General features: G+C 64.9%; 12 protein-coding genes and 1 pseudogene. 1 reads left to right on the top strand and 12 read right to left on the bottom strand.

The features are described from left to right. Nucleotides 1-118: 118 nt before the first annotated feature. The 12 genes and pseudogenes from QCE64_RS14625 to QCE64_RS14570 form a co-directional block, all read right to left on the bottom strand. A pseudogene (locus QCE64_RS14625) lies at nt 119-178 on the bottom strand (hypothetical protein); the annotation flags it as partial. A gap of 104 nt (nt 179-282) precedes the next feature. Continuing rightward, the gene (locus QCE64_RS14620; protein ID WP_310004494.1) at nt 283-1,173 is read right to left on the bottom strand and encodes an alpha/beta hydrolase; all 891 of its coding nucleotides are present in this window, start codon (nt 1,171-1,173) and stop codon (nt 283-285) included. Nucleotides 1,174-1,207: 34 nt separating this feature from the next. After that, complete coding sequence (locus QCE64_RS14615) at nt 1,208-1,747, bottom strand: cupin domain-containing protein (RefSeq protein ID WP_310004492.1); 540 nt, start codon at nt 1,745-1,747, stop codon at nt 1,208-1,210. Between the two features lie 966 nt (nt 1,748-2,713). After that, nucleotides 2,714-3,574, bottom strand: a complete 861-nt coding sequence (locus QCE64_RS14610; RefSeq protein ID WP_404987403.1) for an IclR family transcriptional regulator — start codon at nt 3,572-3,574, stop codon at nt 2,714-2,716. Nucleotides 3,575-4,136: 562 nt separating this feature from the next. Then, a complete protein-coding gene (locus QCE64_RS14605; RefSeq protein WP_310004488.1) occupies nt 4,137-4,919 on the bottom strand; it encodes an IclR family transcriptional regulator in 783 nt (260 codons plus the stop codon). Between the two features lie 41 nt (nt 4,920-4,960). Then, nucleotides 4,961-6,079 carry an FAD-dependent monooxygenase gene (locus QCE64_RS14600; protein WP_310004486.1) on the bottom strand — a complete coding sequence of 373 codons (1,119 nt, stop codon included), beginning with the start codon at nt 6,077-6,079 and terminating at the stop codon, nt 4,961-4,963. A 611-nt stretch (nt 6,080-6,690) separates the two neighbouring features. Continuing rightward, nucleotides 6,691-7,605 (bottom strand): LysR family transcriptional regulator, encoded by a 915-nt coding sequence (locus QCE64_RS14595; RefSeq protein ID WP_310004484.1) that lies wholly within the window; start codon nt 7,603-7,605, stop codon nt 6,691-6,693. Next, the gene (locus tag QCE64_RS14590) at nt 7,602-9,074 is read right to left on the bottom strand and encodes an NAD-dependent succinate-semialdehyde dehydrogenase (RefSeq protein WP_309932090.1); all 1,473 of its coding nucleotides are present in this window, start codon (nt 9,072-9,074) and stop codon (nt 7,602-7,604) included. Before QCE64_RS14590 ends, QCE64_RS14595 begins: the two co-directional genes overlap by 4 nt. A 34-nt stretch (nt 9,075-9,108) precedes the next feature. Continuing rightward, nucleotides 9,109-10,314, bottom strand: coding sequence for a CoA transferase (locus QCE64_RS14585; protein WP_309932089.1), 1,206 nt, complete (start codon nt 10,312-10,314; stop codon nt 9,109-9,111). Between the two features lie 30 nt (nt 10,315-10,344). Beyond that, complete coding sequence (locus QCE64_RS14580) at nt 10,345-11,646, bottom strand: MFS transporter (RefSeq protein ID WP_309932088.1); 1,302 nt, start codon at nt 11,644-11,646, stop codon at nt 10,345-10,347. A 49-nt stretch (nt 11,647-11,695) separates the two neighbouring features. Beyond that, the gene (locus QCE64_RS14575) at nt 11,696-12,634 is read right to left on the bottom strand and encodes an amidohydrolase family protein (protein ID WP_310005778.1); all 939 of its coding nucleotides are present in this window, start codon (nt 12,632-12,634) and stop codon (nt 11,696-11,698) included. Then, nucleotides 12,634-13,518, bottom strand: a complete 885-nt coding sequence (locus QCE64_RS14570) for an NAD(P)-dependent oxidoreductase (protein WP_310004482.1) — start codon at nt 13,516-13,518, stop codon at nt 12,634-12,636. The genes QCE64_RS14575 and QCE64_RS14570 overlap by 1 nt, the downstream gene beginning before the upstream one ends. A 159-nt stretch (nt 13,519-13,677) precedes the next feature. Here QCE64_RS14570 and QCE64_RS14565 point away from each other — a divergent pair, with 159 nt between their 5' ends. After that, on the top strand, nt 13,678-14,469 hold the full coding sequence (locus QCE64_RS14565; protein WP_310004479.1) for an FCD domain-containing protein: 792 nt from the start codon (nt 13,678-13,680) through the stop codon (nt 14,467-14,469). Nucleotide 14,470 lies beyond the last annotated feature (1 nt).

Genomic DNA, 14,470 nt, shown 5'->3' with positions numbered 1-14,470 from the left:
GTATGGGTTGTGCTTCTGCACGGCCGAGCCGTGGCAATTGAACCGCTTCGCGAGGTCGCCAGCGGCATGACGCACCTTGTCGACAAGGAAAGCCGAGCAATTCCAGCGTCTGCAGCAGGCGAAACACAGTCGTGCGCGGAATGCCCACGCGGCGCGACCATCTGGGCACGTCGAGCATTCAGTGAGAATGCGCCGTCCCCGTTCCAGACCCGGCACGCGATAGTGCGCGTCGCTGCGGTCCTCGTCGGCGTCGGTTGCCGCGCTGGCGAAGTCGAGCGTCATTCAGTGACTCCGATTTGCGTCGCAGGCGCGGGCGAACGCGGCAATCAACGCGTTGTAGGCCCGCGGGGCTTCGATATAACCGGCGTGGCCGGCGTGCGGCACGATCTGCAACGGCGTGCGCGCAGCCTTCGCAATGCGTTCGCAGGCCGCGGGTGAAGTGATCGTGTCCTCGGCGCCCACCGCGACGCTCACTACGCCGCGGTAATGCGCGAGATCGGCCGCGAGATCGGCATGGGCGAGCAGATGGGTAGCCTGGGCGTAGCCCTGCGGAATCACACACGACATGTTCCAGCGCACCCATGCGCGCGCGGCCTCGTCGGCGGAGGCGGAAAGCATGTTTGGGCTGCGCCGTTGCGCGAGGCCCGCCGGGCCCAGCTCGGCGAGCATGGCAAGACGCGCGTCGCGCTTCTCATCGCGCAGCGCTTGCGTGGCCGCGCCGTATCCGCCTGCCGGCGAAACGAGCAGCAAGCCGCCGAGCCTTGCCGGATGCGCTACGGCGAACGCGCCCGCGACGATTGCACCAAGCGAGTGCCCGACCAGCACACAGCGCGACACGCCGAGCGCATCGAGCCACCCCGCGAGCACGCGCGCATAGTCTTCGGGGCGCGGCGAGGCCGGCGCCACCGGCGTGGAAACGCCGTAGCCTGGCGCGTCCCACGCGAGCACGCGGCGCGTGCCGCCCAGCGCTTCGAGTTGCTGGACCCAGGAGCCCGCCCCCGAACCGAGGCCATGCAGCAGCACGAGCGGCAACGCGTGTGTCGCGTGTGCCGCTGTCGCCTCGCGATACGCGACGATGACTCCGCCCGCGTCGGCAATGCGCGCCGGGAAGCGCGCGCTGCGTGCTTCGAGAGGCGCGGCGGCGCTATAGGCGGGTTGGTGGATATCATTCATGGATTCGTTTGCGGCAGCAGGCAATCTGTCATCCTTACTTTTTCAAGTCACGCTTGATCTTCGCGAGCGGCGAGTCCGGCGGGTATGTCGGCGTAATGGGCTTCGGCGAGCCGAGCATCACGCACATCAGCGCGTCTTCCTCGCCAACGTTGATTTCCGTGCGATAAACGCCCGGCGGCACCGAGATCAGATCGCGCTCGCCGAGCACGGCTTCCCAGGTCTCGCCATCTTTTTCGCAAACTACCTTCAACTTGCCGCGCAGCACGAAGAAAATTTCTTCGACGTCGGTATGGATATGGCTCGGGCCGATGTTGCCGGCCGGAATCACCATCGTCGAAAACGTGAAGCCGCCTGCGGGCACGGTGTTCGAATCGTTCGCCACGCCCGTACCGCCCGTGCCTACATAGCGCATTTGCGCGCGGCGATACGTCGGGTCGTAGTCGGCCTGAAACTTCAGCGCGTCCCAGTCGTAGCGGCGCGTGTCGAGACGCGCCACGCGGCCGTTCATCCACCGGTCAAAACTGGCGTCTTCGGGACGCTCCCACGACTTGCGTTCGATATCAGCATCCACCATCGCTTTCTCCTTTCGCTCCGACCAGGTCAATTCATCACAAAGCCGCCGTTCACCCGCAGCAACTACACGCTTACGACGCGCGCGGCATCCGGAGGCAGGAACAGCACCGGGGCTCCCTCTGCCCCTATCGGACGCGATAGCGACGATCGCCCCGCAACCCGACTCGCACAGCAGCGCTTCAGCTGACGGGTCCATGCCAACGCGGCGCCGTTGAACACGAACTCCGGCGATGTGTCGCCGGACAGGTCGCCGGCATGTCCGGCACGTGCGCCGTACTCCAACCAGCTGCCGCTATCGGCCCTGCATCTTGTTCCTTATATGGAACATTGATTTACATATGGTCATTATATGAATCGGGTTCTCAGGGAAAAACAAAAATCCTTTTGTTCCAGGGAAAACACTTAGGTAGCTTCGAAAAAATCACCGTACCAATTCCCCGAAACGCTCGACGAGGTTGCCGAAACGCTTGATATTCAATACCTTGCGATCATGAGACTGCACTCATCCCGCCTTCCTGAAAGTGTCTCGATGACTTGCAAGTTTTCGAATACGTTCCACCCACGTTATTATTAACCACCTATGGAACAAATGGGTCGGCCTTCTCGGTCCCAGGCGGGAGCGACCGAAATCAAAGTGAGGTCTACGCAGGGCTGGCGTAGTCAGTTCATGGTTGCCAACAGCGTGGTGGGCGGCGCAGCGGCTTCTATGCTCTCCGGCCACCGCCGGACACACCACATGACCGGCCACGTGCACGCGCTTTCGAAGTCCACGCCGATGTACGTGAACGCGCTCTACGAGCACGCCACTTCGAGGCGCAGGCAGCGCTCTTCACGGCGGCGGGCATACATCCGGATCAGGCGATCGTGCTGACCGGCATGCGCCGCTCGTTCTGGTTGCGCGCGAAGCATGCACGGCGAGGCACGTGAAGCGCGGGCGCGCCTCGCCTGCTGTGGCAGCCGGCGTGTTTCAGGCCGCCGGGACCGCCCGGCGGTGCGACGCGAGCAACGCCGTAGGATCGTTCGGCCCGGGCCGGTAATTCAGGCGCGTGGACAGATCGAGCGCCGCGCCGCACACGGCGCTGACCAATGGCGCACGTTCGGCCTCTCCGCCGATGTTCGAGCGCGGCACCGTCACGGTAATCGCCGCGACGATGCGCCCCGACTGGTCGCGCACGGGCGCGCTCACTACCGATATGCCCGTTTCGAAGGAAGCCTCGCTGAGCGCAAAACCGTGCTCGGCGCTTTCGCGCACGCGCGCGTAGAGATCGGCAAGGGTGGCCGGCGTGCGGTCGGTATAACGTTCGAACTGCTTCTCCGGATAGAGCGCGCGCAGTTCGGCAAGCGTGAGGTCGCCCATCAGCACCTGGCCGTGCACAGTGGCATGCCCGGGCAAACGCGTGCCGACATTCACCTTCACGGAACTGAACATGGGCTCGCGTGTTTGCGCCTTCGCGACGAACACCACGTCGCGCCCATCGCGTATCAGCAGGTGAGCGCTCAGGCCCGTCGTGTCACGCAGGCGCTCCAGCACGGGCGTGCCGAGATCGGTAAGTTCGAGCGAACTCAGATACTCGAAGCCGAGGCGCAGCACTGCGACACCCAGTTGAAACTGGCGGTCGCCGTTGACGCGCTCGAGAAACCCGAGCGTTTCGAGCGTCTGAAGCAGGCGGAACGTCGTGGTGCGCGGAATGCCGATACGGCGGGACAGTTCCGGTGCTCCGAGCACCGGTTCGCGCGCGGAAAATTCGGTCAGGATGCGCAGGCCGCGTTCGAGTCCTGGCACGAGATACGCGGACGCACCTGCCTCCTCCTCGCCCCGCTCCTCCATAGGTTCGTCCGATCCTGCACGATCGGACGCGACGATCTCATCCGCGGTGGCCCGCACTTCGCTTTCGCGCTGCCGCGCACCGCGGCGTGCGGCATCAGTGGTATTTCGTTTGGCCATTGTCGGCTGGTCTGTCTGACGGGTCGTTTGTTCTTTGGAAAAATAGCACGTGGCACTCGCGATCCCATGCTCACGCCGCATTCGTCTGCAATGGGAGCAAAGCCACGCCCGGCCTTTCGCCGCGCGCCTGGGCGACGCCGGAAGTGTCCGGTTCACACTGAGCGAGCATATCAGGTGGCCCCGGTGCGCCCCGTTTGCGCATGCTCACTCATTCGCCACCTCAGTGACGCCCGATGCCGTCGGATACATCACGCAGCGCCCGCTGCAATAGCGCTGCCTGCAAGCCGTAACGGAGCGAAACGGCTGGGCAGTTCCTTGCGTCGCATAAACCGCCGCCCAAAACCTTAGGGCTCGAAAAAGTAGCCTGCCGTCTCTTCTCAAACGATGCCCTCTCCCCGAACGGGACATTTCAGCGCCGAACGGAGAGACGGACGAAGCGACCCCGTTAAAGGCTGGAACGGGACAGTGCACTGGCGGCGGCCCTGACGCTCGCTTCGACCGTTGCGCGCAGGGAAACATCATTCGAAAACGCGATGTCCGGACCGGCTACGCTCAGCGCGGCGAGCACGCCGCCGCGGCGATCCGCGACGGCCGCCGCGCACGAATCGATTCCCGCTTCGAGGCCCGAAAAACTCCAGGCGCATCCTGTTTCGCGCACTTTGCCGAGCGCGGCATTGAGCGCTTCCCAGTCTGGCTGGTCGGCGACGCTTGCATCTGGACTGTGCGCGTATAGGTCGGCGAGCGCTGGCCCGTCGAGCGTTGCCAGCATGGCAAGTCCCGGCGTTGCGCGATGCGCCGGAATACGGCTGCCGACACGAATGCGGCTGACGAGCGGCGTATCGGGCGTCTCGCACAACAGATAGATCAGTTCGGTGCCTTCGAGTACAGCCAGATACGCCGACAAGCCTGTTTTCGCGACCAGTTCGGGCAGGATCTGGCGCGCGCGCGAGGTGAGATCCGCCGAGCCGAGCGCGCTCGCTGCCAGCGTCAGGAACGGCATGCCGAGCCGGTGGCCGCCGCCGGACGGAATGGGTTCGATCAACCCGGCCGACGTCAGCGATTCGAGCAGCCGCATCACCGTGACGCGGTTCACGTTGATCTGCCGCGCGACCTCGCTCAGATTGGTGGTCGAGCCGCCGTCGGCGATATGGCGCAATAGGCTGAACGCGCGTTCGACGGGCGTTGCCGACGCGCCGGAAGCGCTCGCAGTGTCCGATGGCTTGGTCATCTTCAGATAGTTCCGGTCAGTTCAAGTCGTGCGCAGGAGGCTCATGGCAGCGCCACGGACCACGCGTCGTATCCGTAAACCCAGTCGGCATTGCCGCCCGTCTTCAGCCAGTTGTTGCCACGCGAGCCGATCTGGATCCTGGCGGTGCGCTCCTGGCGCGCGCGTTCATAGCGCGAGAGCGCCGCGCCGAGCCCGCTGGCTTCGACGCCCTCGAGCGCACGAGACAGCACAACAGCGTCCTCGATCGCCATGCCCGCGCCTTGCGCCATGAACGGCATCATCGGATGGCATGCGTCGCCGAGCAGCGCCATGCGCGCACCCGTCCAACTGGCCAACGGATCGCGAATATACAGGGCCGACGCGAGCACGGTGTCGCAAGCGTCCAGCAGTACACGTGCTTGCGGATGGAAGTTTGCATAGGCGCGCCGCAACGCGTCAGCATCGCCGGGCGTGGTCCACGATTCGTGCGTCCAGTCGGCTTGCGACGTCGTCGCGAATATGAACACATTGCGGCCGCGATCGAGCGGGAACGTGACGATCTGCAGATCGTCGGTGGGCCCCCACCATTTGACGAACGCGCCAGGATTGCTGCCGCTCAGGCGTTCGGCGGGCACCACCGCGCGATATGACACGATGCCGGTGAACTGAGGGTGTTCTTCGCCAAACAGGAACTTGCGCACGCTGGAATGGATGCCGTCGGCGCCGACCAGCAGGTCGAAAGCCTGCGTCGAGCCGTCCGCGAACGTCACGCCTGCCTGGCCGTCTGCATCGGCGAATGAGACGCTTCTTTTGGCGAGGTGCAGTGCGCCGGGCGCCATGGCCTGCTCGAGCGCGGCCATGACGTCCGCGCGGTGCATCGTCAGTTGGGGCGCACCGTACTTGCGTTCCGCTTCATCCGACATCGCGAGCCGAGAGGTTTCTTCGCCCGTGTCCCACATCCGGCTGATACGCGCGTTCGGACGCGCCGCCGTTTTCCGCAACTGTACGCCGACACCCAGACCGTCGAGCGCGCGTACCGCATTCGGTGTCAGGTTGATATCCGCGCCGACCCTTCCAAAGCGCTCGGCCTGCTCGAACACGCTTACCTGATGTCCCGCTTGTTGCAGCGCGATTGCCGCCGCCAACCCGCCGATTCCGCCGCCAATGATCCCGATATTCATGCTCTTCCTCGCCTGGACTCGCCATTGAATTGTTCATTTATGAACATTACGAACGAAAATGAACAATCATTCTGTGACAGTTTGGCTTCGATCGCAAGGGAAAGCTCATCATGAAAGGCCAAGCTACACGTGCCCGGAAATGCCGTTCGCTCGAGACGAACGACAGCCTTTTGCGATGTTGGAGAGATCGTAGACAGGCAAGCGCGCCTGCGTCGAAGACGCGCGTCACTGCTTGCGAAGTACGCGCAAGGGCGCGCATGGAGTGAGCGTACATGGGTCCGTCGCCCGCGCCGGAATTGCCAGGGCGTCGGTCGCTCTTGTCAACACGCCCCCTGCCTTCACTCGCGGAGTCGCATCACCTTGCGTTCGCGTGGTTTCGCACACCGGAACGCGCAACCTGTTGATTGCTGCGCGAGTGTGTTCGGGAACGGGTCGGTGCGGACCTGCCAGAAAACATCCGGCGCAGCAACGCCCGACTACGCTTTTGTGAGTCTGGGAAACCTGTCGGATTCAGTGCGAGGTGCATTGAGTTGTATTGGCTGTATTCGCGGTGTTGGCCAGGACTTGATCTGACAGCAACGCCGCCAGAGCCCCGGAACCACCTCGGCACGTCACCCGCCCGGCGACCAGCCCCCGCCCCCGAACGCCCCTTCCAGAAACTCGACACAAGCCTTCACCCGCGCCGAGGTCGCGAGCCGCGACGGATAGACCGCGAATACATCGGCGGGCTGCGTGACTTCCGGCAGAATCTGGATCAGCCGGCCATCGTCGAGATAGGTCCGCACGTTCCAGATCGAGCGCAGCATCACGCCGCGCCCGGCCAGCGCCCACTGCACCGCGGCCTCGCCATCGTTCGAAGCCAGCGCGCCGCTCACTCTCACCCGCATGTCCTCGCCGTTCACGACGAAACGCCAGACGCCGAACGGATGATCCCGCTCCTTGATGCACAGACATTCATGTGCCTGCAACTCGCCGATACTCCGTGGCGTGCCGCGCGCCCTGAGATACTCCGGCGCAGCGCATAGAATCCGGTGATTGGTCGCAAGACGCCGCGCGATCAGATGCGGCGCGATGTCATTGCCGACGCGGATATCGAGGTCATAACCTTCAGCGGCCACATCGACGATACGGTCGAACAAATCGAGCCGCATGTTCAGTTGCGGATGAGTCTCGATGAAGCGCGCGAGCACCGGCGCGACCACCCGCCGCCCGAAGCCGAAGCTGCTGGAAATCCGCAGCATGCCGCGCGGCGCGTGCTTGACGCCGGACACATCGTCGAGCAGTTGATCCGCATCGTCGAGCAGCTTCTGCGCGCGCCGGTACAGCCGCTCGCCGGCTTCGGTGAGCGCAACGCGCCGCGTCGAACGAAACAGCAGCGGCGCATCCAGCGCGCTTTCCAGCAACTGGATGCGCTTGCTCACATAAGCGGGAGACACCGACAGAAAATCAGCGGCCGCCGCAAAGCTGGACTTCTGCGCGACCACATGAAACACGCGCAGATCGTTCAGATCGACATGCCGGTTCAATCGAGCCCGCCTTCGCACACATACTTGACGCACAGGTAGTCGTCGAGCCCGTAGCGCGATCCTTCGCGGCCATAACCCGATTCCTTCACGCCGCCGAACGGCGCCGCCTCGCTCGACACCGCGCCTTCGTTCGCACCGATCACGCCCGCCTCCAGTTGCGCCGACACGCGATGAATGCGCCGCGCATCGCGCGTGTAGAAGTAGGCGGCAAGTCCGTAAGGCGTGTCGTTCGCGGCGCGGATCACGTCTTGCTCCTGCTCGAAACGGAACAGCGGCACGACCGGTCCGAAGGTCTCCTCGCAGCACACGGCCATGCCGTCTTGCGCGTCGAGCAGCACGGTCGGCGCATAGTAGTTCGGACCGATCGCATCGAGCCTGCGGCCGCCGGTCAGCACGCGTGCGCCGAGCGACAGCGCATTGTCGACGTGACGCGCGATCTTCTCGACCGCACGCGCGTTGATCATCGGGCCGATCTGCGCGGTCTCGTCGGTGGCAGGCCCGACCTTCAGCGCCGCCACGCGCTCACCGAGCTTGCGCGCGAAGGCATCGTAGACGCCCGCCTGCACGTACACCCGATTCGGGCACACACACGTCTGCCCGCCGTTGCGGAACTTCGACGCCATGAGCCCTTCGATCGCCGCATCGAGATCGGCGTCGTCGAACACGATGAAAGGCGCATTGCCGCCCAGTTCCAGCGACAGCTTCTTCAACGTACCCGCCGATTCACGCGCAAGATGTTTGCCGACCGCCGTCGAGCCGGTGAAGGTGATCTTGCGCACACGTGCATCGGCGAGCCAGTCGGCGACCGCCGCCACGCCCCGTTCGCGCGACGCCGAGATCATGTTGAGCACGCCTGCGGGCAAGCCGGCTTCCAGCGCGAGTTGCGCAAGCGCCAGCGCGGTGAGCGGCGTGTCCTCGGCGGGTTTCGCGACCACCGTGCAGCCGACCGCGAGCGCGGGCGCGATCTTGCGGGCGATCATCGCGAGCGGGAAGTTCCACGGCGTGATCGCCGCGACGATACCGATGGGCTCCTTCACCGCGCTCATGCGCTTGCCGCGCTGCTGCTGAGGAATGAGGTCGCCATACACGCGCGGCCCTTCCTCCGCGAACCACTCGACATACGACGCACCGTAGCGCACTTCGCCACGCGCCTCGGCAAGCGGCTTGCCCTGCTCGGTCGACATGATGCGCGCGAGATCTTCCAGGTTCTCCAGGATCAGCCCATGCCAGCGGCGCAGGATGGCCGCGCGCTCGCGCGGCAGCGTCGCGCGCCAGGCGGGCCATGCGCGCGCGGCGGCATCGGTCGCGGCGCGCGCATCGGCGGGCGTGCTGTCGGGGACCTCGGCGAAGCGCTCGCCGCTGGCCGGATTGATGACCGGATAGCGCCCGTCTTCGGCCGCCCCGCTCCATTTACCATCGATCAGATTGCCCGTGCGTACGAGCTCCGGTCGCGTCAGTTCGAGAAACATGCGAATTCCTTGTGATGAGTCCGGCGATCCCGCTTCAGGCGCCGCGCGCGAACACCGTGCCGGCTTCGTGCATCGCGTCGATCTGTTGGTCGGCATAGCCGATCTCGCGCAGCACCTCGCGCGTGTGCTGTCCGAGCAAGGGCGCGGCGAGTCCCGATTGCGACGCATTGCCGCCCGAGAAACGGATCGGCAGGCCGATGCCCCTCACGTCGCCCGCGAGCGGATGATGCGACTCCACCACCATGCCGCGCGCCTGCGCCTGCGGATGCTCCAGCGCCTGCGCGACATCGAGCACGGGACCGGCGGGCAAGCCCACTTCGTCGAATGCGCGAATCCATTCGTCGGTCGTGCGGGTCATCAGGCGCTCGGTCAGCAGGCGCACGAGTTCGTCGCGATTGGCCATGCGTCCGGCGTTGTCGGCGAAGCGCGGGTCGGCGGCGAGTTGCGGCATGTCGAGCACCGCCAGCAGGCGTTCGTAGTTGCTCTGGTTCGCCGCGCCGATGTTGATCCAGCCGTCCTTCGACGCGAACACCTGATACGGCGCGCTCGTCGTGTTGGCCGAGCCCATCTTCTTCGGCAGGGTCCCTTGCGCGAACCAGCTCGCGGCGGGCCAGTACATCTGCTGCAGCGCGGCCTCGAACAGCGACGTATCGACGACCTGCCCTTCTCCCGTTTTCAGCTTGTGCGTGTAGGCCGCCGAGATGCCGAGCGCGGCCAGGATACCGGCGTTGATGTCCGCCACCGGCGAGCCGGCCTTGACAGGTGGCCGCCCTTCCTCGCCGGTCAGGCTCATCATGCCGCTCATGCCTTGCGCGATCAGGTCGAAGCCGCCCTTGCCCGCCCACGGACCGGTCCGTCCGAAGCCCGAGATGCAGCAATAGATGAGACCCGGATTGAGTTCCTTCAGCGTGTCGTAGCCGAGACCGAACTTCTCCATCGTGCCTTCGCGATAGTTCTCCGTGACGACATCCGCGCTCGCGAGCAGCTTGCGCAGCACTTCGCGCGCGCCTTCCGTCTTGAGATTGAGGCCGATGCCGCGCTTGTTGCGGTTGACGATCATGAACGAAGCCGATTCGCCGTTATCGAGCATCGGCGAGAAGCGCCGCGAATCGTCGCCCAGCGGAATCTTTTCCACCTTGATGACTTCGGCGCCCATGTCGGCAAGCATCATTCCGCACACGGGTCCCGACATGATGTGCGCCAGTTCGATCACGCGCATGCCGCTCAAAGGTCCTGCCATGTCTGTCTCCTTTCAGTTCGATTCGATGATTCAGGCCGCGCGCCGGTCGACGCCACCCGCGGCCAGTCTGCTTTCGCGGGTGACGAGCAGCACCAGCGCCGCGCCGAGCGCAAGGCACGCGCCGACGACGATCAGCGCCACGTCCGTGCGTCCCGTCACGGTATTCAGATAACCGATCAGATAGGGCGCGATAAAGCCCGCCAGATTGGCGATCGCGTTGATCAGCGCGATGCCGGCGGCCGCCGTGACGCCGGTCAGCAGCGCCGTGGGCAAGCCCCAGAAGAGCGCCGGAATAGAGTACACGCCCATGTTCGCCAGGCACAGCGCGATGATCCCGAGCACCGGCTGATGTTGCCAGACGACGCACAGCGCGAAGCCCAATGCGCCGGTGACATAGGCGATCGTCAGATGCCAGCGCAGATCGTTGCGGCGGCTCGAACTCAGGCCCATCAGCACCATCGCGGCGATTGCGCAGGCGCTGGGGATCGCCGTCAGCAGCCCGATGCTCAGCGCATCCTTCACGCCCATGCGTTGCACGAGTGTCGGCATCCAGAAGCTGATTGCGTAGAGGCCCATCGTGAAGCCGAAATAGATGGCGATCAGCGCCCAGATGCGGCCGCTCGCGAGCAGCGCGCCGAAGCCCGTTTCGAGCTTGTGGCGGTTCTCGCTGGCGAGCACGGTTTGCAGATGGCGCTTTTCGTCGTCCGAGAGCCAGGACGCGTTGGCGATGCTGTCGTTCATGCGGAACCAGATGTACACGCCGAGGAGCAAGGTTGGAATACCCTCGCAGAGGATCAGCCATTGCCAGCCCCGCAATCCGCCGAGATCGCTCATGTAGTGCAGGATCGCGCCCGATACCAGACTGCCGAACAGACCCGACGACGCCAGCGCCACATAGAACACGCCCCATGCCCGGCTGCGCCGCGCGCCCGGATACCACTGGCTCATGTAATAGATTGCGCCCGGAATGAAGCCCGCTTCGGCGAGGCCGAGCAGGAAGCGCATCCCGTAGAACTGCATCGGCGTCTTGACGAAGATCGTCGCGCACGAGAGCAGCCCCCATGTCAGCATGATGCGCGAGATCCAGCGCCGCGCGCCCACCTTGTGCAGGATGATATTGCTGGGCACTTCCAGCAGGAAGTAGCCTACGAAGAAAATGCCCGCGCCGAAGCCGTACACCGCGTCGCTGAAATGCAGGTCGCTCGCCATCTGCAGCTTGGCGAAACCCACGTTCACGCGGTTCACATAGGAAAAGAAAAACGCCAGCATGAGGACCGGAAGAATTCGCGTGGATATCTTCCGGAAGAGCCGGTTCTCGTCGATTGCCTGCATGTTCGTCTCCTGGGTTTTCTTTATGATCATGCGTTGGGAAAGGCTTGTTTCACGGCGCGTCTACGCGATACACACGCCGGCAGGTTTCCGCGAACAGCGCGCGCAACTGTGTTTCAGTGGCGTCGGGCAGCGCGCCGGTCACATCGGCGATCATTTGCGTGAAGCTTGTGGAGAGACCGCCTACCGGCAGGTTGCTCGCGAACATCGCGCGCTCATAGCCGAACATGTCCACGGCTTCGCGCACCACGCGCCGGTTGCTAGCGCTGTCCCACACGCCGCCCTTCAGACCGAGTTCGGAAACCTTGAGGTGCACGTTCGGGCAATCGGCAAGCGCCCGCATGCCGCGCCGCCACACGGCAAGCCCCTGCTCCGAGCGGTCCAGCGGCAGGCCGAGATGATTCAGCACTACCGTCGTATCCGGAATGCCGCGCACCACTTCGGCCGCTTCCTCCAGATGCCAGAACGGCACGCGCAAATCCCACGAAAGACCGAAGCGCGCGAGCGAGGCGAGGCCGCGCAGCCATGCGGGGTCCTGCATCGTGCCGGGTTGGCCACGCACGCTCGAGGCCGCATCCGGCGCCGTCACCGGCTTCGACCGCACGCCGCGCACGAGCGGATGGGCCGCATGCGCGGTGAGCACCGTTTCGCAATCGTCCTGGGTAAAGTACACATGCGCGACCGCCGCGCACGGCAAGCCTTCACACGCCTTCAGTCGCGCAAGGAAATCGTTCTCGCGGGTCTGCTCGCTGCGGGCGCGCTCGGCTTCCATGTGCACCGTGCCGATCACGTCGAAGCCCGCCGTCGCGGCGCGATAGTCCGCAGGCAGGAAGTCGCGGCAGATCGCGCGGTAATCGCCCAGGAAGAAGTCCGGGTTATACGCGTCGGTGAGCCACGGATAGTGGCCATCAGACAGATCGAAGAAATGATGGTGCGCATCGAGGATCGGCAAGTCGAAGCCCAATGCGTTACGCGGCGCGCCCGCCTGCATCACGCGGCCTGCTCGACGTTGCCCGTAAGCAGCGCGATCAGTTCCGGCACCGGCGTGTGTTCGCCGCCTTCGGTCACGGCCTGTTGATACACGTCGCGCACTGCGCTGGCCGCCGTATGCGCGGCGCCGACTTCACCCGTCATCGCGACGTAATAGCTCATGTCCTTGAGCGCATTCGACATCGAGAAGCGGAAGCCGGAACTGTCCGCCGACTCGATGAACGGCTTCAATCGCTTGAACACGACGCCGTCGCCGCCGCCCGCCGCCAGCACGCTGATGAGCACGTCAGGGGACACGCCTGCGCGGTTCGCACACGCGGCGGCTTCGGCCAGCACGGCAGAGAAGCCGAGCGAGACGAAGTTGTGCAGCAGCTTGAGCCGATGCCCCGAGGACGCCTCGCCCGCGTACACGATGTTCTCCGCAAACGTCTGCAAGAGAGGCAGGCACTCGTCGAACACCGCGCGCTCGCCGCCGACGATCAGATTGATGCGGCCTTCGGCGGCTTCCTTCGGGGTGCGCGTCATGGGCGCATCGAGGAAGCGCGCGCCGGCGTCCTGCACCGCCGCCGCAATGCGCATGGTCGATTCGGGAATGGCCGTCGAGCAGTCGATGACCACCGTCCCCGGACGCAAGGCCTCCAGCACGCCGCGATTGAACAGCACGTCCTCCACTTGCGGCGTGCCGGTGACGCACAGGATCAGCACATCCACCGAAGCCGCGAGCGCCTTCGGATCAGCCGTGGTGCGCGCACCCGCCGCGCGCAGCGCATCGAGCGGCTGGTTGCCGGGATGTTCCAGCACGTTCAGTGCATAGCCGTGCTTCTGGATGTTGCTCGCGATACCATGCCCCATCATCCCTACCCCGATCACGCCAATCTGCTTCATGCCATCTCCTGGTGTATGTTGTCGGTGCATGCGAGACGACTGACTCGCATCGCAAAGTCATAGTACAAATTTATACGACACATTTGTCAAGCGAATTTCTCGACGATGTTATGATCGAGTGACCCGAACTCATCGCTTCCGATCATGCAAGACGCCAGGATGAACAACGACGAATCCACCCTCGCCGACCGCGTGACGCGGCTGCTGGTGGATCAGATCCGCAGCGGCTACTACCCGGTGAATGCGCGCCTGCCCACCGAGAAGTTCATGACCGAGCAGTACGGCGTGAGCCGCACGGTGGTCCGCGAGGCCATCTCGCGCCTCAAGTCCGAGGGGCTCGTGGACACGCGCCAGGGCAGCGGCACCATCGTGCTCGATCCGAAGGCCGCGCAGGTGTTCCGTCTCGCGCGTGACGAGGTCAATCCGGCGGCGGGCGTGGTGCGCATCATCGAGTTGCGGCGCGGCATCGAGGCCGAGATGGCGGCGCTGGCCGCCGAGCGGCGCACGGTGGCGCAAATGAGCGTGATCCGGCGTGCGCTCAAGGCCATCGACCGCGCGGTGGCCGAAGGCGGCGACGGCGTCGAGGCCGACCTCGAATTCCATCTGGCCATTTCACGCGCGGCGGGTAATCCCTACTTCACCGAACTCCTGTCGATGCTGACGCACGCGCTCCAGGACGCCATCCGCATCACGCGGACCAACGAGGCGCGCCGCGCCGATCTCGCCGACGACGTCCGCGCGGAACACGAAGCCATCGCGGCCGCGATCGAGGCGCGCGACCCCGACGCCGCGCGTCAGGCGGCGCACGCGCACATGCAGCGCACGGCCATGCGCATCCAGCAGGTGGATCGCAGTTTCTGGAGCGGCGACCGCGGCGCGGCCGCGCAACGGCTGTCGCGCGCGCGGCTCGATACGGTGATCGAAAAGCCGGCGCGTGGTGCAAAGGGGTGAA

It is taken from the genome of Caballeronia sp. LZ043, from assembly GCF_031451075.1.
Taxonomy (GTDB): Bacteria; Pseudomonadota; Gammaproteobacteria; order Burkholderiales; family Burkholderiaceae; genus Caballeronia.
Note: the sequence above shows the minus strand (reverse complement) of the source record. Positions and strands in the feature narration are given on the sequence as shown.

Coding starts and splice junctions, on each gene's coding strand:
- QCE64_RS14620 (WP_310004494.1), bottom strand. CDS start 1,173: ATGAATGATATCCACCAACCCGCCTATAGCGCCGCCGCGCCTCTCGAA.
- QCE64_RS14615 (WP_310004492.1), bottom strand. CDS start 1,747: ATGGTGGATGCTGATATCGAACGCAAGTCGTGGGAGCGTCCCGAAGAC.
- QCE64_RS14610 (WP_404987403.1), bottom strand. CDS start 3,574: ATGGAGGAGCGGGGCGAGGAGGAGGCAGGTGCGTCCGCGTATCTCGTG.
- QCE64_RS14605 (WP_310004488.1), bottom strand. CDS start 4,919: ATGACCAAGCCATCGGACACTGCGAGCGCTTCCGGCGCGTCGGCAACG.
- QCE64_RS14600 (WP_310004486.1), bottom strand. CDS start 6,079: ATGAATATCGGGATCATTGGCGGCGGAATCGGCGGGTTGGCGGCGGCA.
- QCE64_RS14590 (WP_309932090.1), bottom strand. CDS start 9,074: ATGTTTCTCGAACTGACGCGACCGGAGCTCGTACGCACGGGCAATCTG.
- QCE64_RS14585 (WP_309932089.1), bottom strand. CDS start 10,314: ATGGCAGGACCTTTGAGCGGCATGCGCGTGATCGAACTGGCGCACATC.
- QCE64_RS14580 (WP_309932088.1), bottom strand. CDS start 11,646: ATGCAGGCAATCGACGAGAACCGGCTCTTCCGGAAGATATCCACGCGA.
- QCE64_RS14575 (WP_310005778.1), bottom strand. CDS start 12,634: ATGCAGGCGGGCGCGCCGCGTAACGCATTGGGCTTCGACTTGCCGATC.
- QCE64_RS14570 (WP_310004482.1), bottom strand. CDS start 13,518: ATGAAGCAGATTGGCGTGATCGGGGTAGGGATGATGGGGCATGGTATC.
- QCE64_RS14565 (WP_310004479.1), top strand. CDS start 13,678: ATGAACAACGACGAATCCACCCTCGCCGACCGCGTGACGCGGCTGCTG.